The organism is Paenibacillus sp. Y568 (assembly GCF_059445545.1).
The window spans coordinates 64,623-89,534 of sequence record NZ_JCAIUM010000006.1; the positions used below are offsets into that span (position 1 = coordinate 64,623).

Genomic DNA, 24,912 nt, shown 5'->3' on the forward strand with positions numbered 1-24,912 from the left:
TGACTATTATGTAGTACCGGTTATGATTATGGCATACCTTTTATCATATTAAAAATATTTGTTTCGTATCCTTCCGATACGTTATTCATATCTCAAATTCACATTGGAGGATTTCCATGGATATTAGACAACTCAAATACTTCCTGGCGATAGCTGATGAAGGTCAGATCACCTCAGCAGCTAAGAAACTTCAAATGGCCCAACCCCCATTGAGTCAACAGCTTAAGCTTCTGGAAGACGAGCTGGGTGTACAACTTGTGGAGCGCAAACCTCGTAGTATTCAACTTACAGATGCCGGAATCATCCTTCGAAATAGAGCACAACAAATCTTAGAATTAACGGATTCTACGACAAGAGAAATCAAGGATTTCGCTAAGGGCCTTAAGGGGACTCTCTCCATCGGCACAGTCTCATCATCAGGCGCAACGCTATTGACGGAAAGTTTCTCCCAATTCCACAAGACCTATTCGGGGGTCAAATTTGAAATTCATGAAGGGAACACCTTTATGATTATCGATCTATTATCGAAGGGGATTGTAGAAGTCGGTATTGTAAGAACACCCTTTAACACATCTAACCTCGAATACAGATATGCACAGTCTGAACCTATGATCGCTGTGATGACACCAGAATTGGATTGGGAACCCACTAAAGACAGCATAGATGTGAACGAGTTAGCAGATAAGCCGCTCATCATATACCGCAGATTTGAACAACTTATTCGCGAGACCTGTTTGAAGGAGGGATTTGATCCTGTCATCATTTGCAAAAATGACGATGCACGTACAACACTATTATGGGCAAATGCAGGACTCGGCATCGGCATTGTTCCAAAGTCTGCTATTGACCTTGCGAATCGTGAGAATCTAATCTACAAAGAGATTCAAAATGAAGCATTACGAACTCAAATTGCAGCCATCTGGATCAAAGATAAATATATTTCTTCCCTGGCAACCAAATTTATTGAAAGTTTCAGTCAACATTAGAACACCCCATTGGGCTATGATGCATATTTTACATTATCATGAACCCGAGGGAGGCTTTGAATGCATTGTATAATTCATTACCTTATTGGTATCGTGTAGACAGCGCCTATCAGAATGCCTTACTGCTTATTAAATATTCCGTTCAAAGTGAACCCAATCATGAGTTGTTCTACGATGAATTAATCAAATCTGCTCCTTCGGATGCTCAGAGAAACATTATTATTTCTATTCGTGACGATGAACGGCTCCACATGAAGATCTTCCGACAAATATATCTTTCTCTCACCGGTGAACAGATTACCGGAATAAGTAATGAAGAATATAAACAACCTAACTCTTTTTTAGAGGGTATCCAACACGCATTGTTTGGCGAACTAACCGCAGTAGAGAAGTATAGAGAAATATGGACACAGCTCCCACAAGGACAACACAAAGATAACGTTATGGGAATCATAATAGATAAGTTAAAGCATGCAAGTATCTATAATTATTTCTACACTTTAAATAAGTAGCTTATACAAAAGAATAAATGCCTATGTTGTGGTGTACCCTACATTCATGATTCCAATATAAGATCTATCACCGGAGGACCCATGAATATCTTTAACCTGACACGAATATTACTCGTAATCACGATAGCTAATCTGTTCACCACGACTACATATGCTAATCCATACTCTACTGCGAGCAAAGGACGAGAATATTATGAGAAACGTGGTGATATCGTATGGGAAGTCCCTTCAGAGAACAAAGTCATCGCGTTGACCTTTGATGATGGACCCGATCATAACAACACCCCTGAAATCCTTAGTCTCTTGAAAAAATACCAGGCTAAGGCGACTTTTTTCGTCGTAGGAAATCGTGTAGAGAAATTCCCCGAAATTGTGAAACAAGCATTTCTCGAAGGACATGAGATCGGGAATCATTCCTTTGATCATGCTTCTTTTGAGAATATCTCTAGGACTAAATTACTCAACGAATTAACTCGAACACAGGATGCTATTTATCTAGCTACTGGACAAAGACCAACGCTATTTCGGCCACCAGGTGGTAGTTACAGCGAATTGGCTGTTAACATTTGCAAGGAGAATCAATTGTTGACGATTCTATGGTCATGGGATCAAGATACTAAGGATTGGACTACGCCAGGAGTAGATAAAATCGTAAATAAAGTACTTAACAACGTTGATAATGGAGATATCGTATTAATGCACGATTATGTGTACAATAGTACGCAGACCGTCGAGGCATTAAAAGTCATTTTGCCCGAGTTAGTCAAGAGAGGTTATTCCTTTGTAACGGTCTCCGATTTAATTACTAATAAAGAACACATAGGACAGCATATCAAAGTAACACATTAAGCTTCCAACACCATGACACTGCAGCTTACTCTTTGATTAGAGGACTGCAGTTTTTTTTCTTTGGATACCACAAGAACAAACTCATCAGGATATCGGATCTATGGTCAGCCCGAAGTGGAACGGTTACAACAGATTCTTTTCTACAGAGAGTTGGGTGTTAGCTTAGACAGGATTAAGGAAATCATCACCTCACCCTCCTTTGATGGAACATATGCACTGAGAGAACATCGTGTGAAACTACTTGCGAGACGCGCACAATTGGATCAGTTAATTGCTAATGTGGATACAACATTGGCCCAGACAGAGGGGAGAATAACGATGACGAACTCACAGAAATTTGAAGGATTCAAACGTAAGCTGATTCCAAAAAAACCCCACCCTCATTCACGAACTTTAGGGTGGGTTTTACTATTTTTCAACTACTTCAACACAAAATTCGCTTTCACAACGCCGATTTTAACGTTTCTCGCATTGAGTACAGGTGCATGAATGTAATCTTTCAACAATACATTTGTTGTTTCATCACCAATTCCTAGCTGTCTCAACACTTCCATCGCCGCAACACCTGCTGCACGCTCGGTTCCATCTTCCGTCTTGATCGCAATACCTATACCTCGATCAACGATACCTATACACTGTACCCCTTCTGCTCCTAATTTGCTGACCAAGTTCCCTTTGAAAGCTCTCATGACATCCGTATCAAATCGGTTCGTTCCAGCGACCATCTCAGGATGCTCCATCATCGCATCTCGAATGGTTTCAAGTGCTGCGGCTCTTGTCTCTGATACTGTTCCCTGTGGGTGCGCCAGACGGGCGAAGCCCAATGCTGCATTGTAGAGTGGGATCTGATGTACGGGCAGACCGCAACCATCTACACTAATACCAATGTCTTCTTTAGGATATTGACAAACATCTTCAATCACCTTAAGAATACGCTGTTGAACGGGATGTCCAATTTCAGGGTACGTGTGAATGTCTTCATTCATATGCACTGATGTTGCTAGCATACCGGAATGTTTCCCCGAACAATTACTGAATACCGGTGTAAGCTCCCTGCCTTCTCGAATAAGCTCTTTATAACTAGCGGTATCTCTCGGAACATGAATTCCACACTGTAAATCATTCTCTTCTAAGTCCGCTCTTTCAAGGATATTCAATACCGCTTCACGATGAAACGGTTCTCCACTGTGGGATGCACAGCTTATAGAAATTTCAGCAGCACTATATCCGAGTGCTTTCGCTGTTCCCGTCTCTACAAGCGGAACGGCTTGAAATGGCTTCATTGCCGAACGTGGAAACGTCAATCGGTTCGGGTCTCCATATGAGTACAGTAGCTTTCCTTCATGATCTACAACAGCTACGTGAATGTGATGTGAACTTTCAATAAATTCCCCTCTAAATACTTCAATCGCTTCAGACATATATATGATCTCCTTTTTACTTCTTATGCGCCGATCTCTTATTATGAACCAACGACTTATTTTATCATAAATATTCTCATAGGAAAAAGGAGCACCTTATGACTACATCGTCATTAGTGCTCCTTCTATAGGGTTTTCTCTATTTAAGCTAATATACGATCGATGCGAGCAAGTTCTTCATCCGTAAAATTCAGATTATGGATTGCTCCTACAGCGTCTTCAATTTGACTGACCTTACTTGCCCCGATTAGAGCAGAAGTGACCTTTCCACCCCGGAGTGTCCAAGCTAATGCCATTTGGGATAACTTTTGGTCTCGTTCTTTAGCCAGATCATTAAGTTCAGACACTTTAGCTAATAGTTCTTCCGTCAATTCACTTGTATTTAAGAAGACACTTGGTCCTGCAGCTCGGGAATCCGCTGCGATTCCATTTAAATAACGATCCGTAAGAATGCCTTTGTGTAAAGGTGAGAATGCAATGGAACCTATTCCTTCCTCCTGCAACACATCTAACAACCCTTGTTCAGGTGCGCGTCCCAACATTGAATATTGCGGCTGATGAATCAAGCAAGGTGTTCCTAATCTTTTCAGGATTCGAGAAGCTTTGATTGTCATCTCAGGTGAATAATTTGACAGACCTACATAGAGTGCCTTCCCCTGACGGACAATCAAGTCGAGTGCAGCCATTGTTTCTTCAAGAGGTGTATCTTGATCCGGTCTATGGTGATAATAGATATCCACATAGTCGAGTCCTAATCGCGTTAGGCTCTGATCAAGACTAGCAACTAGACTTTTCTTGGATCCCCACTCCCCATATGGACCAGGCCACATGTAATAACCTGCTTTGGTCGAGATAATCATCTCATCACGATAAGTTTTAAAGTCATCTCTCAAGATTCTGCCAAAAGTCTCCTCTGCAGAACCAGCGGGTGGTCCATAGTTGTTCGCCAGATCGAAATGAGTAATACCCAGATCGAAAGCTCTTCGGATCATAGCTCGTCCATTCTCATACGTATCTATCCCACCGAAATTATGCCACAACCCAAGCGAAATAGCTGGTAGCTTCAGTCCACTTTTGCCACATCTTCTATATGTCATCATTTCATAGCGTTTATCATCTGCTAAATAAGTCACTTATACCCACTCCTTATGTATTATCAACTCATTATAGGCAATCGATGGATAACATCCCATAACAGGAAGGACGGAATTTATGGATTAATGTCTGATTGAATCCTATTATTTCGATAATTTTTCGGGGAGACTCCGATAACCTTCTTGAACATTCGGGAGAATAACAGCGGGTCCTGATATCCAACCGATCTTGCCACCTCTCCAACAGTGAAGTCTCTCATATTAAGTAATTCACAAGCCTTATTCATACGGTAATGAAGCAAATATTGACGAGGGGGTACATCGAGTGCCTTTTTGAAGATCACACTTAAATGTTTGCGGTCAAGACCCAGACGATCGGCATGCCCCTCCAATGAGATATCTTCACTATAGTGTGTATGTAAGAATTCTAATGTCTGATGCACATAAGACTCTTGCCTCCCCGATATCAAAACAGGAGAAGATGTATCTGAGGTTACTTCTACCCATGCTGCCATGAAATCATACAAAATAGCCTGCAATCGTAAATCTACAGCACCACTCTCCAGATCAACCGTTGATAATTGATCATATAACGTGGGCATCATCCTATTATCCATTGCAAAAACAGGGCTCTCAGGAGATACCAAGGTTCGACTTAGAATCTCTGGCACGTCTGTCCCTTCAAATCCTATCCATGAATAGGTCCATGGTTCGTCATGATCTGCTTCGTAATAGTACACCACATTGGGAATGATTAGAAAAGCTTGTCCCGCTACTAGCAGATGTGTCTCTGTTCCTACGCGAACTATTCCTTTTCCTTTATGTATGAAATGAATCTTATATACGTCTCTGACACCCGGCCCTACCGTATGTCCTGGCACACAATCCTCTTTGCCCCAGAACAGAAGGTGAAGATGCGACGCAGATTCCGATGGTCTAAATGGATTAAATTGAAAAATGGCCATCCTGTGCACTCACCCTTCAATAGTCTTTACATCTATTCCCTCAAACCTTTTCCTTATGAAGTCTATCATGTTCATGATTCTCCTTCCATTCATGCTAGATTCATGAGGTCCGCATCGTTCATATGTGAACGTGTCAAGCGACATCTTTTTGAATTTTAATTTTTAAAAATGAATGAATTCGATGTGACAAATGTAACAAAGTCAATCCAAATTTGAATGATATACTCACGTGACAGTACGGAGAAAGGGTTGATTATTACGTTAGTTATCAAACGAGATGGAACGGAAGTTGCCTTTAACCAGCATAAAATTATCGATGCTATATGTAAAGCTATGGATTGCACAGAGAAGCAAATAGATCTGGATATCGCACAACGCATCGCAGATAAAGTAACTCATAAAATATCTAAATTCGAAAAGATTGATATTGAACATATACAAGATGAAGTACAGTCTGCACTCATGAATAGTTCGAGAAAAGACGTTGCTGAAGAGTACATAGGGTATCGGGAGATTCGGACGCTAAAACGACGTGAACGTGGCAGTCTAGATAAGAAAGTTCAAGGTCTCCTCGATCTTACGAATGAAGAAGTATTGAAAGAGAATTCGAATAAAGACGGCGCTACCATTCCTACGCAAAGAGACTTACTTGCTGGAATTATGGCGAAGGATTTCGCTCAGACCTATATGATTCCTAAAAAAGTCGTTGAGGCACATAATAGTGGCCAACTTCATTTTCATGATCAGGATTATAGCCCGTATTTCCCTATCTATAATTGTATGCTGATTGATCTAAAAGGGATGTTAGAGAATGGCTTCAAGCTTGGTAATGCTCAGATCGAAACACCTAAATCGATCACCACAGCAACAGCCATTACAGCACAAATCATTGCTCAGGTAGCTAGTCATATTTATGGTGGAAATACGATTAATGAGATCGATACTATTCTGGCTCCCTACGTCGGTCATTCGTTCAAGAAACATTACAAGAATGGGCTTGAGTGGCTGTACATGCTAGACTCCATCGTGATTGATTCCTTAGACATCTCTTATGACAATCATAAGTTACACGCTGAATATCCAAGGTGTTTCGACTATGCGAAGAAACTTACGGAGAAAGAAACATTCGACGCCTTTCAATCACTAGAGTATGAGATTAATACACTCGTAAGCGCGAACGGACAGACCCCTTTCAGCACCTTTGGATTCGGCAGAGGAACATCTTGGGCAGAGAGACAGATTCAGATTGCTATCCTTAAGAATCGAATTAGAGGTCTAGGTAAGGACGGCAAGACTCCTGTATTCCCTAAGCTGATCTTTGGTATGGAAGAAGGCGTGAATCTAAAGCCTGAAGACCCCAACTACGATATTAAAAAATTGGCTTTAACCTGTAGCACTCTTCGCATGTATCCAGACATTATCTCTGTGCCCAAAGTGAAAGAAATTACAGGATCCTTCAAGTTCCCTATGGGATGCAGATCCTTCTTAGGTGCATACGAAGAGAATGGACAAGCCATTCATGATGGTAGATTCAATATGGGCGTCGTTACAGCCAATCTCCCACGGATTGCCATTCGTGCGAAGGGCTCCGAGAAAGAGTTCTATCTTCTACTCGATGAGTTGCTGGATACCTGTAAAGAAGGACTGATGTATCGTATTCAACGTTTAAAGGGAGTCCAAGCCAAAGTAGCTCCTATTCTATATATGGAGGGTGCAGCAGGCAGTCGACTCCAACCAGAGGATACGATTGATCATCTACTAGAGAATGGTAGAGCTAGTATCTCCCTTGGATACATTGGGATCCACGAGACGATTCTTGCCCTATACGGTCAACATATGTACGATGATCTTGCGCTTCGGCAAAAAGGATTAGACATTGTGAAGTATATGAGTGCCAAGACAGAACAATGGAAGAATGAAACGGGATATGGATTCAGTCTGTATTCTACTCCGGCAGAGTCCTTGTGTTATCGCTTCTGTAAATTAGATGAGGAGCAATTCGGGGCGATTGATGGGGTTACGGATAAAGGGTACTACACCAATTCCTTCCACTTGGATGTGAACAAAAAGGTGACTCCATTTGAGAAGATTGCTTTCGAGAAAGAGTACCCTCATCACGCCAACGGTGGATTCATTACCTATTGCGAATTCGATTCCCTTGTGAAGAATCCGGAAGCATTAGAAGCCGTGTGGGATTATGCATATGAGAATGTGCCTTACTTTGGAACCAATACCCCGACAGACAAATGTTTAGAATGCGGATTTGAAGGGGAATTTGAAGCTACAAACACAGGGTTCGAGTGTCCCAATTGCGGTAATCGTGATCCTAAGACGTCATCAGTCATTAGACGCTGCTGTGGGTATCTATCTGAACCTAGTCAAAGACCATTTAATGCGGGTAAACAAAAAGAGGTCCTCTCTCGCGTAAAGCATATGTGACCCGATGAATATAGCAGATTATAAGAAATTCGATGTCATTAATGGCAAAGGACTACGCCATTCGCTCTTCACATCAGGATGTCAGCATCATTGTAAGGGATGTTTCAATCCACTTACGTGGAGTTTTAACTATGGTACACCTTACACACAAGCCTTTGAGGATCAGGTTATCCGTGACCTGAATATTGACTATGTCAGAATATCTGGATTCTCTATATTGGGAGGTGAGCCCTTCCAGAATGTTGTGGGGTTATTGAATCTCGTCAAGAGAATCAAGCATGAATGTATGGATAAAGATATCTGGGTCTGGTCAGGATATACCTTCGAAGAGATCATCGCAGATCCGTCTCGATTAGAGTTACTTTCCTATTGCGACGTACTTATTGATGGGAAGTTTATATTAGAGCAAAGGAATCTGAAGCTAGAATGGCGTGGTTCCGAGAATCAACGGGTGCTTGATGTGCAGCAAAGTTTACAGCAGATGCAAGCTGTATGGCTAGGTTTATCTTAAAGATTAGTAGCAACCAAAAGGGAATTTGAGATTGATCTCAAATTCCCTTTTTCTTCATTGTACGAGTTATATCTATGGTTATGATATACCAACATTAGTGTTATTCAACTTTAATACTTTCACCATTGCCGTAATCATACCTAAATGTAAATTCTCATGAGACATATTGAGTTGTACGAGTTCACCAATCGTCTCCGCCTTGGCGAAGTTATCCTTCACGGCTACGGGTTCATCTAGTTTGTCATGAAGCGTATCCTGCAAGGCATGTAATTGCTCGCGCAACTGAAGGATAAGAGTATCCCAATGTGGTGGCTCCTCCTGCCAATCTGCTGGTTTCGTTCCGTTACCGAATAATTTGGAGTATGAGGCTGGCATCTTAGGTCCCAGTCCTCCATAACCAAGTATGAGTCCATCTGCAACCGTAATAATATGTCCAAGTTGCCAATGGAGACTGTTATTAAATCCCGTAGGCACAACATTTCGTTGAGATTCCGAGACCTGTTCTACTTGCAGAATGACTCTTTCTCTCGCTTTTTCAATCAGACCCATTAGAAATGCTTCTCTCATCATTTTTAGCTCCTTATAATAAAATCACTACTTCTTTTATATTATACCATTACTGGCCTTACTCTCTAATTCCTCTCTCCTCTCAATGAAATACCAATAGAAATAACCCACTGACAAGTCATCCCGTCAGTAGGCTATTCTGTGTTTCAGCGATATCCCTGTCGCTTATCTTTATTTAGTATAGAAAGCTTCAAGTTCACTTACGATGGCTTCCTTATTATGATCAATAACTAACTGATGTTGTGGCTTAGAGAACAATTGCTCGATCTCTGTTGGGAACTCCTGCTTAATATCACATTGTGCGATCGCTTCATTAAATTTAGCAGGGTGAGCCGTAGCGAACGAGATACAGATTTCATCTTCACCATTGAACGCTTCATAAGCTGCCACACCGCAAGCCGTATGTGGGTCCAGCAAATAATCATACTCTGCTGTATATGTGCTGATCAATTGTAAGCATTGTTCGTTACTAGCTCCATAAGCTTCGAAATCATCTTGTACGCGTACTAAATCGTCTGCGCTAATCACAATCTCTCCAGCGTTCTGAAGATTCTTCATATAAGCGGACACTTTCTCCGCATCTTGACCTAAGAAATAATAGAGATATCTTTCAAAGTTACTCGCCACTTGGATATCCATCGAAGGACTATGTGTACTCTTGAAGTCGCCAGGCTTATATTCACCAGTCTTCACAAACCGCTCAAGAATATTATTCTCATTCGTTGCAATGATTAACTTATGGATCGGCAAGCCCATCATCTTCGCTAGGAAACCTGAGAAGATATTCCCAAAGTTGCCCGAAGGAACACTGACATTCACTTTCTTCGATTGATCTCCTTGTTTCACTTGGAAATAGGCATAGAAGTAATAAACGGTTTGTGCCAAGATCCGAACGAAGTTAATCGAGTTGATCGCACGAAGGTTATGTTTGCTTTTGAAATCTAAATCTGCAAATTGCTCTTTAATGAGTTTCTGACAATCATCGAAATTACCTTTTACCGAAAGGTTCAATACGTTCTTATCATTCACCGTAGTCATTTGCAGTTCTTGCACCTTACTTACTTTCTCGTGTGGATGCAGAATACAAATCTTGATGCCTTCTTTTCCTCGAACACCTTGGATCGCGGCTGCTCCTGTATCTCCTGAGGTTGCTCCAAGAATATGAATGATTTTATTCTGCTTCTTGGACACATAGGAATAGAACTCACCCATGAATTGCAATGCTACATCCTTAAAGGCAAATGTGGGACCATGAAACAACTCAAGAATATAGAGAGAATCGTTCAATTTCTTCACAGGTGTTACTTCGGCAGAACGGAAACTGGCGTAACTCTTATCCACCATTTCCTTCAGATCTTCATAAGGAATCTCATCATCTATATAAAGTGAGAAAATTTGAAGAAATAACTCCTTATAACTTAATGTGCTCCACTCTTTCAACATTGCTGGTGATACCTGTGGGATCGTCTCTGGAATCATTAATCCCCCATCATCTGCTAACCCCATGAGTACTGTATCAATGAACCCTTGAGGCTCTACATGGCCTCTTGTGCTAATATATTTCATACAAATCCCCCATCGAATAATTTAAAATAGTGGTCAAAACCCTCTAATAGTTATATCTATAATACATTCAGTTGCAAATATAGCCAATCCCTTATTTTTGGGAGAGCTCTATATGTAACGTATTTTTGGAGTGTTTTATTACTTTCTTCGAGTGCAGTACTGTATGATTATAATAGTGAACCTTTAGGTTATAAAACGCCCTTTTACATATCTGATTAGGAGGTTACTCATTCAAGTGATCACAAGAGAACAACTTGAGAATAAACAAATTTGGATCTATGTAGTCTCTCTATTCATTGGAACTATGATAGGCATGGCAAGTCCTAACGTAAGTTCCTTTCTGTACTACACCATTTCTCCCATTCTAGCCATTCTGTTGTATAGCATGTTTGCACAGATTCCTTTTCTCCACCTAAGGAAGTCCCTATCGAACAGAAAATTTATCGCCGCATTACTCATTACTAATTTCATACTCGTTCCCATTGTCGTCTGGCTACTTACACAACTATTCCCACAGACTCCCTCTGTCCTAGTTGGAGTTTACCTTGTTTTACTTACGCCGTGTATCGATTACGTTATTGTGTTCACACTGCTAGGGCGTGGAAATGAGAAGTTAATGTTAGCTGCAACACCAATTCTGTTCGTCGTTCAAATGATATTACTGCCTTTATATCTATGGTTATTTATTGGAAAAGAGGCAGCTAATATTGTAAAAGTAGGTCCGTTTGTAGAAGCGTTCCTCACTTTGATCGTGTTGCCATTATTCTTTGCCGTACTTACACAAGTATGGGCAAAACGTAGACCCAAGGGACAATCTGTACTACAAGCAACCGCTTGGTTGCCGGTTCCATTCATGGCACTTGCCCTGATCATTGTCGTGGCATCTCAGATCGAGAAGGTCTATGCCGATTTCAACGTCATTGTTCATGTCATTCCGATTTATGTTGTATTTCTTATCATCATGCCAGCGATAGCAAGATTAATGGCTATGCTGTTCCATTTAGATATAGGAGCAGGTCGAGCGCTTATTTTCAGTTCAGGAACACGTAATTCACTCGTTGTCCTTCCGTTGGCATTAGCCTTACCGGATGAATGGTCCACGATTGCAGCCGCCGTTATAGTCACGCAGACCATTGTGGAATTGGTTGGGGAATTAATTTACATCCGTCTGGTTCCAGGGTTTGTTCTGCGGGATCAATAGATTAGGTTGTACTAGGAAAAACACATAGAACTAAAAACAGATCCATTATGGATTTTAACCATAATGGATCTGTAATACTATTGAGTATATTCTCACATATATCAAAGTGGCTTACATTAAATGAGGTGCATTATTCAATAATCTATGAATAGCCCTTCCAATACCACCATAACTTACAAGACCATATCCAGAAATATGCACAGGTTGAATCTCTAATTCTACCCCTTCTTCATTTCTAAAAATATGTTTATCCTTACTATTATCCATAAATCCATAACTCAAATTTAGTTCATCACTACTTACGGGTTGAGATCCTACTGTTTCAAAATATCCATCATACCAACCTCTATTATTAGTTACAATTGGAGGGATAAGTAAATGATTAACATCTACTAAATCATAGAAGTTATTGTCTCGACCGTATACAAGCGTATTATATACATACACCAAGTTCCATCCGTTCAAAAAAGGATTCGTACTATTTATATTTATCTTTATAACTTTTCCGTAATAGTATGTATCCTCTAATGGTTGAATAAGAAACATATCTCCTTCTTTTGGCTTTTTTCTAGTTTTCTTACTCATAACAATTAGCTCATTAAAATCGTTCAATCACCATCCTCCTCCTCGTTATTCATCATGCTAATCTTTTTAAGATACACTAACAAGCTGATACTGATACCGATATCATATCGATGTCAGCTAATCTTCTTAATTAATAACAATAACTGTGATACCAATTCCATCATATTCAACAATAACCTTATCATCTACAATCTTTCTTTGGCCATTGATTTCATACTAGAATAGTTTCAAACCATTTTTAATAAAAATCTGTAATCTAGGTAGAATGCCATCAAACAGGTCTGGTTCTTCACAATGTACCGAAAGCATGTAACCATCTAATTCTTCGTGCATGTGTAATACGAATGTTCTATCATAAAATGGTCTTCCTACTTTATGAACTATACATGTAAAGTACCAATCTTCTGTAATGATGTCTTCAATTTCCTCATCTGATTTAGGGACATACCATATTTGATTGGAATAATAGCCCCCTGGAGGATCAAATGGATGCACCCAATCACCATTTCTAAATACTTCTCGTTCGTATACTGAGAATGAATTAAATTGAGTTATTCCATTTGTCATAAACAACAATTCTTCTCCATCTGCAACAAATGAATGTAGTAAACTTATTACTTCAATATTGTTTTCATCTTCGGACTTATTATATAAATTATGGATATGATACCCCTCCACAGTCGCTCTCTCCTTTAAAGATTATCATAGTAGTGCATTCTATCACGTTCTTGATAGGGAGTTCTTCTTATATGTAAAAATTCATTTTATCGTTGAACTAATTGTTTCTATCCTTAAAATATTCATCAATACTATCCTCATCACTACATCCTACTATAAATTTACTGCTATCTGGTGTTAAAAAAACCCCTAGGGTTTGAACCATCCAATCTTTACTAGCTGGTTCTAAATGATAATGTTTTCCTTCTTTATAATTATGAGCTAATCGTATCAATTCAGTTCCTAAACCTAAAAGTGCATTTTTGCTTAAAAATAACGATACTTTCGATTGCTTTGTTATATCATTTCCCTCACTATCAAAAACTTGCAAATACACCCACGTTATCCGCTTGATTCTCAAATTCATCATTATCATCATTTTCTATATCAATTACATATTTCACAACATTCCCTCCTTCTAAAATCTATCAATCATATTTCCATCCTTATCTACCACAATATGATATGACTCTCTGGTTTCCCATTTCCCAGCAGATGTTTTAGTTTGAATTTCTAAATTATAATGGTCTACTGCACTTGTATCTTATAGAATGAGCATCTACACTTAGCGAAACGGGTACGTGATTTCCCCTTCATATATATCCCTACATCTGCTGTGAACATCAATTGTAAAACACCTAATATCAGCAGTTGAAAATTCCTCATAATTAGCCGACATACTCTCCGAGGGGAGAGGAATCTAGGGTCAAGAATAGGGAGTCTTTTATGATCAAGGAAATGCACTTGAAAGGAATGTATGTCACACATATCGCTAAAGAATTAGGAAGAGATCCGAAGACAATACGAAAATGATTGGAGCAAGATGAGCCTCAGCGTTATCAACGTACAAACAAAAAAAAGAGAAACCTTGAAAGGGTTAAACCAATCAAGGTCTCAAGCTAATTACAGCTTTTCTAATATTAGTTCCCATCCCACGACTTCAATTATTATATCTTGAAATGGAAATACATAATGATGAGCCTTTTCAAGAAACTTTGCAGACGCGTCTTTCTCAGCAAGAGTTAATCTTAATTCATTTAACCAATCTGAATGAGTAACTTCAAGTATTTGGTGAGGTCTTTTACCATCAACCAAAAAAGGTGCTGTTTCAATGCAGTCTACAGTTGTAACCTTAAAAGCTTGATACGGACTAAAGCTTGCCCTCCATCTCACTTCGTCTGAATCATCAAACTCGATTGAAATATCTGTTGTGGTCATCTTTATTTCTTCCAATGGAGTTACATGTATCTCCATTTCATCAAATGCAATTAGTATCATATTCTCACTCCTTACCTCACTCTAATTGATGTGCCATCATTTTTCGTGGTAAATTTCCACGCTTCTTTAGAAACTTCTTCTGACGTAGCCATTCTGTATCTTACTTCAACTCCTGCTTCTTGAGCCGCATACAAACGACGATTATCCAAAGTATATAGTTTACCACCTTTCATGAAAATTCTTATCTCGGGCAAGTCCCTCGATTTAATACTCCCATTCTTTAATCCCTTAATAGTATCGTCGACAGTCTTTCCATCACTAAATTTACGTGAAATACTATCCTGAGAAAACCTCACATTTTTAGCGTTAATCGAGCCTCTACCAAGCGTCTTTGTATTAAAAGATGCCTTTTTTACAAACATTTGTTGGCTCAGTGTTGTATTTAAGCCATTCGAGGCCTTAATGGTTGTACCTGGTTTAATGGATGTAGACTTTTCGACCGACGCTTTAGTAGAAGATTTCACACTACTACCCATACCTGATCTACCTATGCTTTGTCCAGAACTAACTCGTCCTCCTATATTATTTCCGCAATTGTGGGTCCATAGCTTCAGATTCGTTACAAAATAGTTATGGTTTTTATGCATACGGAAGTTATAGACGGTCGTTTCTTCATCTTTTATTTCAATCCGATCAATCTTGTATTCTTACATTCATCATCTATCAGATTATCGCCAACTTGCAGCCCTCGGCTCTCTATCCAACCTATACCTGCTACCCAGAAAGGATGCTCTGCCGTGGTTACGATTTCTGTTTCGTTGACATGAATATGATAGGTCTCATTCGTGATACGATTGAACGTTTTCTCGACTGGCTGATAGCTTAGGTCGCCGCTCTCTTCATCTTTTGTCAATACACGGTCGTTTACCTGAATGTTTTCAACCGCCTTAGGCCCTTCCGATGTTTCGATTACAGTACCCGCTGCAAAACAAAGCGCAGCACAACTTAGCATCAGATGTCCACTAGGATCCACATTTGTTAACGGATTATTACTCACATACGAATACAAATTCATACTTAACGGATTCGTGAGTTCCCCTTCATACGTATCTCTGGATACAAACCTTGCGGTATTAGGATCATACCAACGAGCGCGCAGGTATTGAAGTCCAGTATCGCTGTCCCAATATCCTCCCGAGTAGCGGAATATGTTCGGAACGTCTTCTTTCTCATTCGTTGGGTTACCCCAAATATCATAGCTGTAACTATTCAGTTCATTACCATCTTTATCGGTTAACCCAACAACATCACCATGTCCATTAAACTGGTAGTACTCCATGCCATTGGTCTTGCTCTGACGAGCCCAGAGCCGTCCACTTAGATCATAAATATAGAAGTAGGATATTCGAGGTGCGTTATCCGCTCCAATGGTAGCTTCCGCTAGGAGCTTGCCTTCCTCATCATAATAATAATAGCGGATACGTTGATCCTTGGTCACACGTTCATATAATAAGCCATCTCCATTGTAGCTATAGGTAACATCGATAGTCTCTTTTCCTTGACCTTGACCTGTAACCCCAATCAGTCGATCCAATGTATCAAAGGTATATGTGTTATTGGTTGAATGATGTATTCATTCGGCACTGGGTAGCCCCCACCAAATAAAAAAACCTTGAAAGCCTAAAGCTAATCAAGGTAGTAAACCGACTATTTCGTTATTAAGTCTTCATTTTCTTGTAAAATCCCTTGGCTTCACTATAGTTTTTAGAGTTAAGTAGAAGATTATCTATGAAATCTTCAATGAACTTTTTTACAACAGTAGAATCAAATATACTATTTGATCTCATAGACTGTGATAAATAATGAATCCCATTCTTCAAAAACTTCAACTGTAATATCTTTACTAGGAAACCTTTGTTGGAAACTCATAGACCAAAACATCTTTAATATGTCACCGAGAATTTTTTCCTGTTCCATTTTATTTTCTTGTTCGGTTTCATTGATATGGAAGAAATCTTTTAATTCATATAAATTCATCATTTTCTCAACAGAAATCCTATCATTTTCACAATTCACCTTCCAATCTTCGAATAGTTCTTCATTGTATCTGTCTTTTAATAGAAAATATCCTTCTACCTCAACTATCTCAGGGTAAAAAAACTTCGCAAATGCTAATGCAGTCTGTAAATCAGCCTTTATATTCACATAATTCCACCAGCTAAAATTGTTAGGGTTAGCATTTTTATACTCTATAAACTCTTGAATCATATCATCATGAAACAATTCCATATCAATAAGCCCCCCCTTAATAGAAATTAAACAACGAACTATCAGAAATAGATGGATTTTTTCAGATGACTCTTATGCTTATTGTAGTCTTTTAAAATTAATATGCTCTTTAAAATTACAACAGAATGTGCAAGCCTAGCCTTATAACCATCTGTATCATATGTTGTGTTAACTATTTTCACATTGGCAACTCATTAGAATGAGCAGGTCGAACCTTATAGCCATTCTGAAACTTCACCCCTGTTTTAGGATTGATGTTAAAAGTCGGCTCCTTTACATTCGGTCTTGGTATAGTAGGGCCATGTTCAATACCAGTAATCCTTACTTCCTTTTGGATTTTCCCATCAGGACCATATGTTGTGTATTTTGTTATCTTTCCTTTGACATCTCTATCAACTTTTGTAGAGTTTGGTATTCCTGTATCTGCGGGGGTGCTTCGACTCTTTTTATCACTGTTCTTATTACTAGAATTTTTTATACTTAATTGCTCTTTTTTAAGCAAATCCGTTGATGTTGCACTAGATGGTTGAATTTTAGTTGTTTTCGACTGACTAGTTTTTGTACTGCTCTTATTAGCACTAGCAGCTGATCCTGGTTTAATGGATGTAGACTTTCCGACCGACGCTTTAGTAGAAGATTTCACACTACTACCCATACCTGATCTACCTATGCTTTGTCCAGAACTAATTCGCCCTCCTATATTATTTCCGCAATTGTGGGTCCATAGCTTCAGATTCGTTACAAAATAGTTATGGTTTTTATGCACACCGAAGTTATAGACGATGATTTCTTCAGCTTTTATTTCAATCTGATCAATCTTATATTCCTTACCTTCATCATTTATCAGATTATCGCCAACTTGCAACCCTCGGCTCTCTATCCAACCTATACCTACTACCCAGAAAGGATGCTCTGCCGTGGTTACGATTTCTGTTTCGTTGACATGAATATGATATGTTTCATTCGTGATACGATTGAACGTTTTCTCGACTGGCTGATAGCTTAGGTCGCCGCTCTCTTCATCTTTTGTCAATACACGGTCGTTTACCTGAATGTTTTCAACCGCCTTAGGCCCTTCCGATGTTTCGATTACAGTACCTGCTGCAAAACAAAGCGCAGCACAACTTAGCGTCAGGTGTCCACTTGGATCCACATTTGTTAACGGATTATTCTCCACATACGAATACAAATTCATACTTAACGGATTCGTGAGTTCCCCTTCATACGTATCTCTGGATACAAACCTTGCGGTATTGGGATCATACCATCGAGCGCGCAGATATTGAAGTCCAGTATCGCTGTCCCAATATTCACCGGAGTAGCGGAATACGTTCGGAACGTCTTCTTTCTCATTCGTTGGGTTACCCCAAATATCATAGCTGTAGCTATTCAGTTCATTACCATCTTTATCGGTTAACCCAACAACATCACCATGTCCATTAAACTGGTAGTACTCCATGCCATTGGTTTTGCTCTGACGAGCCCAAAGCCGTCCACTTAGATCATAGATATAGAAGTACGTAACTCTTGGTGCGTTATCTACTCCAACGGTAGCTTCTGCTAGGAGCTTGCCTTCCTCATCATAATAGTAACGGATCCGTTGATCCTTGGTCACACGTTCATATAATAGACCATCTCCATTGTAGCTATAGGTAACATCGATAGCTTCTTTTCCTTGACCTTGACCTGTAACTCCAATCAATCGATCCAATGTATCAAAGGTATATTTCCTATTCTTCAACCCGGAAATTTGGCCACCTGCTATAGTCAGCCGGTTCCCTTGATCATCATACGTGAACGTTTTGTCTTTTCCATCACTTTGTTCACTCTCGATTCTACTCAGAGAATCATACGTGAACTGGTCCGTCGTTCCGTTCTGTGTTCGGTTTATAATATTCTTGTTGTTATCATAGTCGTAGGTAAACTGTTGGGAAGATGATCCTCCCCCAATATTCACACCTGATAAATCGTAACTATTGTAACTAAAGATTGTACTCAACTCTTCTGTCGTTTTTGAATACATATTCCTTAAACTGCACCTGACTCCAACCCACACTAAAGAACCTTAAAGGGCAGGAAGCCAATTAAGGTTACTCTATTTGTAACAATTGGCTCTATCCTTTAATAATAAAGCCTTGTTTCGTTGCATGTGCGTTTATGTTCTTGATTAAATTATCTCTATAGATAGAAATGCAATTTGGAATTTCTCTGTGATTATCTGGATAAACATTCTCTGGAAAAACAAAAAAATTATTTTTGTCTATTTTTTTAATTACATAGTAATTCCCTTCGAACTCACCACTTCTAATATGAAAGGAAGTTACAAAATCATAAATAGATTCATATAATTCTTGCGACGATATTTCATCATCTAAAAATCTTTCAAACAAAGTTGACATATTGTTTCCCCTCCTATTTAACTGGATATGCAGACAACATTGCGCCGTCTTCAGAAAGAATGATTTTTACCGAAGTCTCTCCCTTTGTTCCCACTACTTTCCCTGCATCGATAATTATTTCGTATGAGTTATTCCCTTGTTGAGTCAAACCATTATTTTCTATTTTTTTGACTTTTCCATTTTGCATTATTTTTTTCAATAATTCCTCGGCCTCTTTCTTAGTATTTCCTAAAAACTTCGCACCCTTTCCTCCTGTTATTGACAAATGCTTTGGTTTCACATATGCATTATTAATGTTAAATTTCTTCAGAGTTTTTATACCAGAATTAATAATATTTGTATTAAAAGGCGCCTTCTTTACAAACATTTGTTGGCTCAGTGTTGTATTTAAGCCATTCGAGGCCTTAATGGTTGTACCTGGTTTAATGGATGTAGACTTTCCGACCGACGCTTTAGTAGAAGATTTCACACTACTACCCATACCTGATCTACCTATGCTTTGTCCAGAACTAATTCGCCCTCCTATATTATTTCCGCAATTGTGGGTCCATAGCTTCAGATTCGTTACAAAATAGTTATGGTTTTTATGCACACCAAAGTTATAGACGATGATTTCTTCAGCTTTTATTTCAATCTGATCAATCTTATATTCCTTACCTTCATCATTTATCAGATTATCGCCAACTTGCAACCCTCGACTCTCTATCCAACCTATACCTACTACCCAGAAAGGATGCTCTGCCGTGGTTACGATTTCTGTTTCGTTGACATGAATATGATAGGTTTCATTCGTGATACGATTGAACGTTTTCTCGACTGGCTGATAGCTTAGGTCGCCGCTCTCTTCATCTTTTGTCAATACACGGTCATTTACCTGAATGTTTTCAACCGCCTTAGGCCCTTCCGATGTTTCGATTACAGTACCTGCTGCAAAACAAAGCGCAGCACAACTTAGCGTCAGGTGTCCACTTGGATCCACATTTGTTAACGGATTATTCTGAACATACGAATACAAATTCATACTTAACGGATTCGTGAGTTCTCCTTCATACGTATCCCTGGATACAAATCGTGCGGTATTGGGATCATACCATCGAGCGCGCAGATATTGAAGTCCAGTATCGCTGTCCCAATATTCACCGGAGTAGCGGAATACGTTCGGAACGTCTTCTTTCTCATTCGTTGGGTTACCCCAAATATCATAGCTGTAACTATTCAGTTCATTACCATCTTTATCGGTTAACCCAACGACATCACCATGTCCATTAAACTGGTAGTACTCCATGCCATTGGTTTTGCTCTGACGAGCCCAAAGACGGCCATCCAGATCATAAATATAGAAGTAGGATACTCGAGGTGCGTTATCTACTCCAATGGTAGCTTCTGCTAGGAGCTTGCCTTCCTCATCATAATAGTAACGGATCCGTTGATCCTTGGTCACACGTTCATATAATAGGCCATCTCCATTGTAGCTATAGGTAACATCGACAGTCTCTTTTCCTTGACCTGTAACTCCAATCAATCGATCCAATGTATCAAAGGTATATTTCCTATTCTTCAACCCCGAAATTTGACCATCTGCTATAGTCAGTCGGTTCCCTTGATCATCATACGTGAACGTTTTGTCTTTTCCATCACTTTGTTCACTCTCGATTCTACTCAGAGAATCATACGTGAACTGGTCCGTCGTTCCGTTCTGTGTTCGGTTTATAATATTCTTGTTGTTATCATAGTCGTAGGTGAACTGTTGGGAAGATGATCCTCCTCCAATATTCACACCTGATAAATCGTAACCATTGTAACTAAAGCTTGTACTTAAGCTATTGGAAGAAGCTTGACGTTTCAATAAGCTGTTAGCTTCATATTCAAATGTCATTTGCTGAGAAGCGGCTCCCGCAAAGGTGCTGATCCCTCCAGCAGTACCACTTGAGATATCCATCTCTGTTAAACGGTTCATCTCATCAAGCTTGCCTTGAATTTGGATCGATTCACCCGTTCCACTTGTAAATTTGTAGCCTGTACGAGCTTGATTATTGTAGGTATACCCGATCTGAGCACCATCCGGGTAGCGTAAAGTCTGTAATGATCCGTCCAATGGATTATATTTATACTGTGTCTCCCCATGGGCATCGATCATACTTGTACGTCGTCCTACCGCATCGTAGGTGTATGATATTCCTTCATTTGGGGTTGTAATTCCCGTTACTAAATTATCATCATTATACTTATATTCGGTTGATTGGCCCGCATAATTGATATATTTAATTACATTGCTACGTGCATCATAATAATAGGATGCCGCTTGGTTTTCTTGATTCACTTGGCGAGTTAATCTGCCCAGTTCATCGTATTGTTTACTGATCGATGTCTTATCTGGGAGAGATATACCTGTTAAATTGCCAGCCTGACTATAGGTATATCCCGTCGTACGTTGCTCTGGATCGGTAACATTGATCAATCTACCTAGAGCATCATACGTAGATGTCGTGATTTGTCCATTACCATCCTGACTAGTGAGAACATTACCATCCAGATCATATGTCCATTTCGCTAGAGGCATGAAACTAACATTATTGCTTTCTTCTTGCAGTGTGATTTGTCCTAATAAGTCGGACTGTTCCCGTTGTTTATTCCCACTTGCATCTGTATAAGTGGTCGTAAGATGCCCCAAGTCATAATCTACTGTATCTTCTGTAAGATCGGCATAAATCGTGCGTTTCAACCGATTGAAGGCATCATATGAATATAACGTAGAATTTTGTTCAGCGTCAATCAACTGGTAAAAGAAAAACCTTGAAGGAGTAAATTCCCTCAAGGTTTTTGAAATCAGTTATCATTGTTCAGTCTTACCATTGCTTCATCAAGTGTCTCGTATTGAAAGTTATCGTATTCCCAATTTAAATGGCGGTTAATAGCCTTTGCTACTTCATCCCATGTGGGACGGATACAATCCTCTAAATTTTGTTAATCCCCTCTTCCACTAGTGCCAAATCAAATTTATTGACAAAAAATGTAGCTCTCCCATCTAAAATCTTATCTTCTTCTAAAATGGTGGCTAGTCTTTTAGGTGTCATTATTCTGAAATAAAATAGTCAACTCTCAAAATCTCATTTTAGAAAAACCGTGAGAAACCAAAGGTATCTTAATTAAATGGGAAGACGGTAGTATCTGATGATTTGGGGGATCATGTGTAAGGAGTAACTTGTATAGTTAGGGTAAAATCGTTAACACTTGAACGAATACGTACATTCACATTTGAAAAAATATTATATGAGTCTGATGAGAGTAGAGTTCTTTTTGAGACTGCCGCCCGATTCATTCGGCACTGGGTATAGGTAAACAAAGAAAGACCTTGAGGATTAGCGCCCCAAGGTCAATGGAATTACATAAGATTATTTATAATTCGATAATCGTTGATATGGATTCATATCCTTCTAATTGACTATTCTTCCATAACTCCTCTACTCCAGAGCCTCCAATGTTTATACCGAAAAATTGAGGGTCTAGAAATAACTCCTGTTTATTCGTGCTACTAGTTAAAGATAACCTTAGTGCGTCGCAAATAATTTCTTCATTTGTTATTTGCATATTAAACACTTCCATTTGACTAACTTTGTTATCAATCAAACTATTATCAAAAATAATGTCACTAACATTTGATTTTGTTGGTATAGCATTTTCAACCTCTACCCTAACTTTAAATGTGGGAGTTATTGAAATAGATAGTTTGGAGTACTGCTCAATCGCTTCAATTTTTATGAGGTAAACACCAAATTCTAGAAATAAGTAACTTCTATAAGGCACAAACTCCGCAAGTTCACTTTCTGTATCCGGGGGTAGAACTACACCAGTTACATAAAAGCTACTTAAAATATTATTCTGAACTATACTTTTTATTCCTTCCAAAAACATTGTGTTCTCCACCTTCTTTATTGAAAAATAAACTTTTTATCCATTCCTTCTCCCGACTCCAATAGTGTGTGCCATTCTCCATTTTGTTTTGTTGTCATCGTCAAACCATTCCCACGGTAAACCTTGTAAACTTCCCCATTTGGAAGTAAAGTGGCGTTCCCTACGAACTAACTTTACCATCCTCAATTAAACTACCAAGATCACTTAAAAATCTTGCAGTTGTCTCGCCATCATATTTCTTGTATTTGGTCCCAAGAGCATTTTCAAGTAGTTTTTTATGATCAAGAAAATGACTTTTAAAATTCTTACCCAAGGTAAGAATAGTACAATTATGCACCCAAATCCCAAGGATTGATACAAAGTAAGAATGATAATCGGCGACCATGAAATTGTAAACAGTTGTTTGTCGCGCCGCTATTTCAATCTTATCTATTGCTAGTTTGGTACCATCACTTGAAACAAGCAAATCACCAACCTTTAGGTCTTGTACAAGGGTCCAACCTTTTCCATCTAACCAGAAAGGATGTAATCCAGTTGCTTCGATGACTTCATCACCGATATGGACATAGTAGATCTCGTCAGCCTGCTTTTGGAACAGCTTTACGACCTCTTTATATTCCACTTCTCCGGTTTCATCGGGACTTGGAAAGAACCTTATCCCCTACCTCAATTTCCTCGATAGGTTTCTCCCCTTCGTCTGTCAGAACCTCAGTACCCGCGGTGAAGCAATTGCATTTAGAAGCCCATTTTGCCACCTTTTTATAAGCCGCTTTTGCGCCTTTTCCGACTGCTTTACCAGCTACTTTACCACCTTTTGCTACAATTTTTCCAACTGGAATAACCCCAGCTAATCCAATAACTCTATCTGCTGTTGATATTTTCGCACCAGTCACTAAATTTTTCCCAGTTGCTGCTTCTTGAAAGCTTTTAAGTCCGCCTACAATGAGTATGAAGTCAACTCCACAATCTCCGACCTCTCTCCAACTACTTACACCACAATGTCCACTTGGATCCACATTTGTTAACGGATTATTCTGCACATACGAATACAAATTCATACTTAACGGATTCGTGAGTTCCCCTTCATACGTATCTCTGGATACAAACCGTGCGGTATTGGGATCATACCATCGAGCGCGCAAGTATTGAAGTCCAGTATCGCTGTCCCAATATTCACCGGAGTAACGGAATACGTTCGGAACGTCTTCTTTCTCATTCGTTGGGTTACCCCAAATATCATAGCTGTAGCTATTCAGTTCATTACCATCTTTATCGGTTAACCCAACAACATCACCATGTCCATTAAACTGGTAGTACTCCATGCCATTGGTCTTACTCTGACGAGCCCAGAGCCGTCCACTTAAATCATAGATATAGAAGTACGTAACTCTTGGTGCGTTATCTACTCCAACGGTAGCTTCTGCTAGGAGCTTGCCTTCCTCATCATAATAGTAACGGATCCGTTGATCCTTGGTCACACGTTCATATAATAGGCCATCTCCATTGTAGCTATAGGTAACATCGATAGCTTCTTTTCCTTGACCCTGACCTGTAACTCCAATCAGTCGATCCAATGTATCAAAGGTATATGTGTTATTCGTTGAAAGATGAATTCATTCGGCAATGGGTAGCCCCCACAACAAAAAACCGCAGGAGATGCACTCCTGCGGTTTTTTGTTGT

General features: G+C 39.4%; 24 protein-coding genes and 1 pseudogene. 7 read left to right on the top strand and 18 right to left on the bottom strand.

Translation table 11 applies throughout. The features are described from left to right. Window positions 1-116 precede the first annotated feature (116 nt). From AC1D7X_RS10270 to AC1D7X_RS10285, 4 genes and pseudogenes are all read left to right on the top strand, one after another. The gene (locus AC1D7X_RS10270) at window positions 117-986 is read left to right on the top strand and encodes a LysR family transcriptional regulator (RefSeq protein ID WP_495475162.1); all 870 of its coding nucleotides are present in this window, start codon (window positions 117-119) and stop codon (window positions 984-986) included. A 65-nt stretch (window positions 987-1,051) separates the two neighbouring features. Continuing rightward, window positions 1,052-1,498, top strand: coding sequence for a ferritin-like domain-containing protein (locus AC1D7X_RS10275; protein WP_495475163.1), 447 nt, complete (start codon window positions 1,052-1,054; stop codon window positions 1,496-1,498). 81 nt (window positions 1,499-1,579) lie between these two features. After that, complete coding sequence (locus tag AC1D7X_RS10280; protein WP_495475164.1) at window positions 1,580-2,347, top strand: polysaccharide deacetylase family protein; 768 nt, start codon at window positions 1,580-1,582, stop codon at window positions 2,345-2,347. A 60-nt stretch (window positions 2,348-2,407) separates the two neighbouring features. After that, window positions 2,408-2,710, top strand: a pseudogene (locus tag AC1D7X_RS10285) (MerR family transcriptional regulator); the annotation flags it as partial. Window positions 2,711-2,766: 56 nt separating this feature from the next. Here AC1D7X_RS10285 and AC1D7X_RS10290 read toward each other — a convergent pair. The 3 genes from AC1D7X_RS10290 to AC1D7X_RS10300 form a co-directional block, all read right to left on the bottom strand. Next, entirely contained in the window at window positions 2,767-3,768 is a 1,002-nt protein-coding gene (locus AC1D7X_RS10290) for an asparaginase (protein WP_495475165.1), read from the bottom strand. Window positions 3,769-3,911: 143 nt separating this feature from the next. Next, entirely contained in the window at window positions 3,912-4,901 is a 990-nt protein-coding gene (locus AC1D7X_RS10295; protein ID WP_495475166.1) for an aldo/keto reductase, read from the bottom strand. A gap of 77 nt (window positions 4,902-4,978) precedes the next feature. Beyond that, on the bottom strand, window positions 4,979-5,827 hold the full coding sequence (locus tag AC1D7X_RS10300; protein WP_495475167.1) for an AraC family ligand binding domain-containing protein: 849 nt from the start codon (window positions 5,825-5,827) through the stop codon (window positions 4,979-4,981). A 249-nt stretch (window positions 5,828-6,076) separates the two neighbouring features. Here AC1D7X_RS10300 and nrdD point away from each other — a divergent pair, with 249 nt between their 5' ends. Beyond that, on the top strand, window positions 6,077-8,266 hold the full coding sequence (gene nrdD / locus AC1D7X_RS10305) for an anaerobic ribonucleoside-triphosphate reductase (RefSeq protein ID WP_495456961.1): 2,190 nt from the start codon (window positions 6,077-6,079) through the stop codon (window positions 8,264-8,266). A 4-nt stretch (window positions 8,267-8,270) separates the two neighbouring features. Further along, window positions 8,271-8,777, top strand: coding sequence for an anaerobic ribonucleoside-triphosphate reductase activating protein (gene nrdG / locus AC1D7X_RS10310; RefSeq protein ID WP_495475168.1), 507 nt, complete (start codon window positions 8,271-8,273; stop codon window positions 8,775-8,777). A gap of 78 nt (window positions 8,778-8,855) precedes the next feature. Here nrdG and AC1D7X_RS10315 read toward each other — a convergent pair whose 3' ends face one another. Then, complete coding sequence (locus AC1D7X_RS10315) at window positions 8,856-9,347, bottom strand: DinB family protein (RefSeq protein WP_495475169.1); 492 nt, start codon at window positions 9,345-9,347, stop codon at window positions 8,856-8,858. Window positions 9,348-9,515: 168 nt separating this feature from the next. Continuing rightward, window positions 9,516-10,910: a threonine synthase gene (gene thrC, locus AC1D7X_RS10320; RefSeq protein WP_495475170.1), complete on the bottom strand. Its 1,395-nt coding sequence runs from the start codon at window positions 10,908-10,910 to the stop codon at window positions 9,516-9,518. A gap of 235 nt (window positions 10,911-11,145) precedes the next feature. Between thrC and AC1D7X_RS10325 the strand changes: the two genes are divergently transcribed. Further along, the gene (locus AC1D7X_RS10325) at window positions 11,146-12,111 is read left to right on the top strand and encodes an arsenic resistance protein (RefSeq protein ID WP_495475171.1); all 966 of its coding nucleotides are present in this window, start codon (window positions 11,146-11,148) and stop codon (window positions 12,109-12,111) included. A gap of 111 nt (window positions 12,112-12,222) precedes the next feature. On the opposite strand, the gene AC1D7X_RS10330 is transcribed toward AC1D7X_RS10325, so the two are convergent. From AC1D7X_RS10330 to AC1D7X_RS10390, 13 genes are all read right to left on the bottom strand, one after another. Further along, window positions 12,223-12,723, bottom strand: a complete 501-nt coding sequence (locus AC1D7X_RS10330; RefSeq protein ID WP_495475172.1) for an immunity 26/phosphotriesterase HocA family protein — start codon at window positions 12,721-12,723, stop codon at window positions 12,223-12,225. A gap of 189 nt (window positions 12,724-12,912) precedes the next feature. After that, complete coding sequence (locus tag AC1D7X_RS10335) at window positions 12,913-13,374, bottom strand: hypothetical protein (protein WP_495475173.1); 462 nt, start codon at window positions 13,372-13,374, stop codon at window positions 12,913-12,915. A 97-nt stretch (window positions 13,375-13,471) separates the two neighbouring features. Beyond that, a complete protein-coding gene (locus tag AC1D7X_RS10340) occupies window positions 13,472-13,744 on the bottom strand; it encodes an Imm32 family immunity protein (RefSeq protein WP_495475174.1) in 273 nt (90 codons plus the stop codon). Window positions 13,745-14,316: 572 nt separating this feature from the next. Beyond that, entirely contained in the window at window positions 14,317-14,691 is a 375-nt protein-coding gene (locus AC1D7X_RS10345; protein ID WP_495475175.1) for a hypothetical protein, read from the bottom strand. Between the two features lie 11 nt (window positions 14,692-14,702). Further along, on the bottom strand, window positions 14,703-15,167 hold the full coding sequence (locus AC1D7X_RS10350; RefSeq protein WP_495475176.1) for a hypothetical protein: 465 nt from the start codon (window positions 15,165-15,167) through the stop codon (window positions 14,703-14,705). Between the two features lie 143 nt (window positions 15,168-15,310). Continuing rightward, window positions 15,311-16,225 carry an RHS repeat-associated core domain-containing protein gene (locus AC1D7X_RS10355; protein WP_495475177.1) on the bottom strand — a complete coding sequence of 305 codons (915 nt, stop codon included), beginning with the start codon at window positions 16,223-16,225 and terminating at the stop codon, window positions 15,311-15,313. A 239-nt stretch (window positions 16,226-16,464) separates the two neighbouring features. Continuing rightward, the gene (locus AC1D7X_RS10360; RefSeq protein ID WP_495475178.1) at window positions 16,465-16,920 is read right to left on the bottom strand and encodes a hypothetical protein; all 456 of its coding nucleotides are present in this window, start codon (window positions 16,918-16,920) and stop codon (window positions 16,465-16,467) included. A gap of 178 nt (window positions 16,921-17,098) precedes the next feature. Then, window positions 17,099-18,943 (bottom strand): polymorphic toxin-type HINT domain-containing protein, encoded by a 1,845-nt coding sequence (locus AC1D7X_RS10365; RefSeq protein WP_495475179.1) that lies wholly within the window; start codon window positions 18,941-18,943, stop codon window positions 17,099-17,101. A 91-nt stretch (window positions 18,944-19,034) separates the two neighbouring features. Next, the gene (locus AC1D7X_RS10370) at window positions 19,035-19,319 is read right to left on the bottom strand and encodes a hypothetical protein (protein WP_495475180.1); all 285 of its coding nucleotides are present in this window, start codon (window positions 19,317-19,319) and stop codon (window positions 19,035-19,037) included. A gap of 13 nt (window positions 19,320-19,332) precedes the next feature. Continuing rightward, window positions 19,333-22,041 carry a polymorphic toxin-type HINT domain-containing protein gene (locus tag AC1D7X_RS10375; protein WP_495475181.1) on the bottom strand — a complete coding sequence of 903 codons (2,709 nt, stop codon included), beginning with the start codon at window positions 22,039-22,041 and terminating at the stop codon, window positions 19,333-19,335. Between the two features lie 674 nt (window positions 22,042-22,715). Further along, entirely contained in the window at window positions 22,716-23,231 is a 516-nt protein-coding gene (locus AC1D7X_RS10380) for a hypothetical protein (RefSeq protein WP_495475182.1), read from the bottom strand. 160 nt (window positions 23,232-23,391) lie between these two features. Next, on the bottom strand, window positions 23,392-23,853 hold the full coding sequence (locus AC1D7X_RS10385; protein WP_495475183.1) for a polymorphic toxin-type HINT domain-containing protein: 462 nt from the start codon (window positions 23,851-23,853) through the stop codon (window positions 23,392-23,394). Between the two features lie 10 nt (window positions 23,854-23,863). Further along, complete coding sequence (locus tag AC1D7X_RS10390; RefSeq protein WP_495475248.1) at window positions 23,864-24,844, bottom strand: RHS repeat-associated core domain-containing protein; 981 nt, start codon at window positions 24,842-24,844, stop codon at window positions 23,864-23,866. Window positions 24,845-24,912 lie beyond the last annotated feature (68 nt).

Bases quoted from the DNA above. Each gene is read 5' to 3' on its own strand.
- AC1D7X_RS10360 (WP_495475178.1), bottom strand. From the start codon at position 16,920: ATGGAATTGTTTCATGATGATATGATTCAAGAGTTTATAGAGTATAAA.
- AC1D7X_RS10345 (WP_495475175.1), bottom strand. From the start codon at position 14,691: ATGATACTAATTGCATTTGATGAAATGGAGATACATGTAACTCCATTG.
- AC1D7X_RS10290 (WP_495475165.1), bottom strand. From the start codon at position 3,768: ATGTCTGAAGCGATTGAAGTATTTAGAGGGGAATTTATTGAAAGTTCA.
- AC1D7X_RS10270 (WP_495475162.1), top strand. From the start codon at position 117: ATGGATATTAGACAACTCAAATACTTCCTGGCGATAGCTGATGAAGGT.
- AC1D7X_RS10350 (WP_495475176.1), bottom strand. From the start codon at position 15,167: ATGGGTAGTAGTGTGAAATCTTCTACTAAAGCGTCGGTCGAAAAGTCT.
- AC1D7X_RS10300 (WP_495475167.1), bottom strand. From the start codon at position 5,827: ATGGCCATTTTTCAATTTAATCCATTTAGACCATCGGAATCTGCGTCG.
- AC1D7X_RS10315 (WP_495475169.1), bottom strand. From the start codon at position 9,347: ATGATGAGAGAAGCATTTCTAATGGGTCTGATTGAAAAAGCGAGAGAA.
- AC1D7X_RS10280 (WP_495475164.1), top strand. From the start codon at position 1,580: ATGAATATCTTTAACCTGACACGAATATTACTCGTAATCACGATAGCT.
- thrC (WP_495475170.1), bottom strand. From the start codon at position 10,910: ATGAAATATATTAGCACAAGAGGCCATGTAGAGCCTCAAGGGTTCATT.
- AC1D7X_RS10365 (WP_495475179.1), bottom strand. From the start codon at position 18,943: ATGTATTCAAAAACGACAGAAGAGTTGAGTACAATCTTTAGTTACAAT.
- nrdG (WP_495475168.1), top strand. From the start codon at position 8,271: ATGAATATAGCAGATTATAAGAAATTCGATGTCATTAATGGCAAAGGA.
- AC1D7X_RS10370 (WP_495475180.1), bottom strand. From the start codon at position 19,319: ATGTCAACTTTGTTTGAAAGATTTTTAGATGATGAAATATCGTCGCAA.
- AC1D7X_RS10380 (WP_495475182.1), bottom strand. From the start codon at position 23,231: ATGTTTTTGGAAGGAATAAAAAGTATAGTTCAGAATAATATTTTAAGT.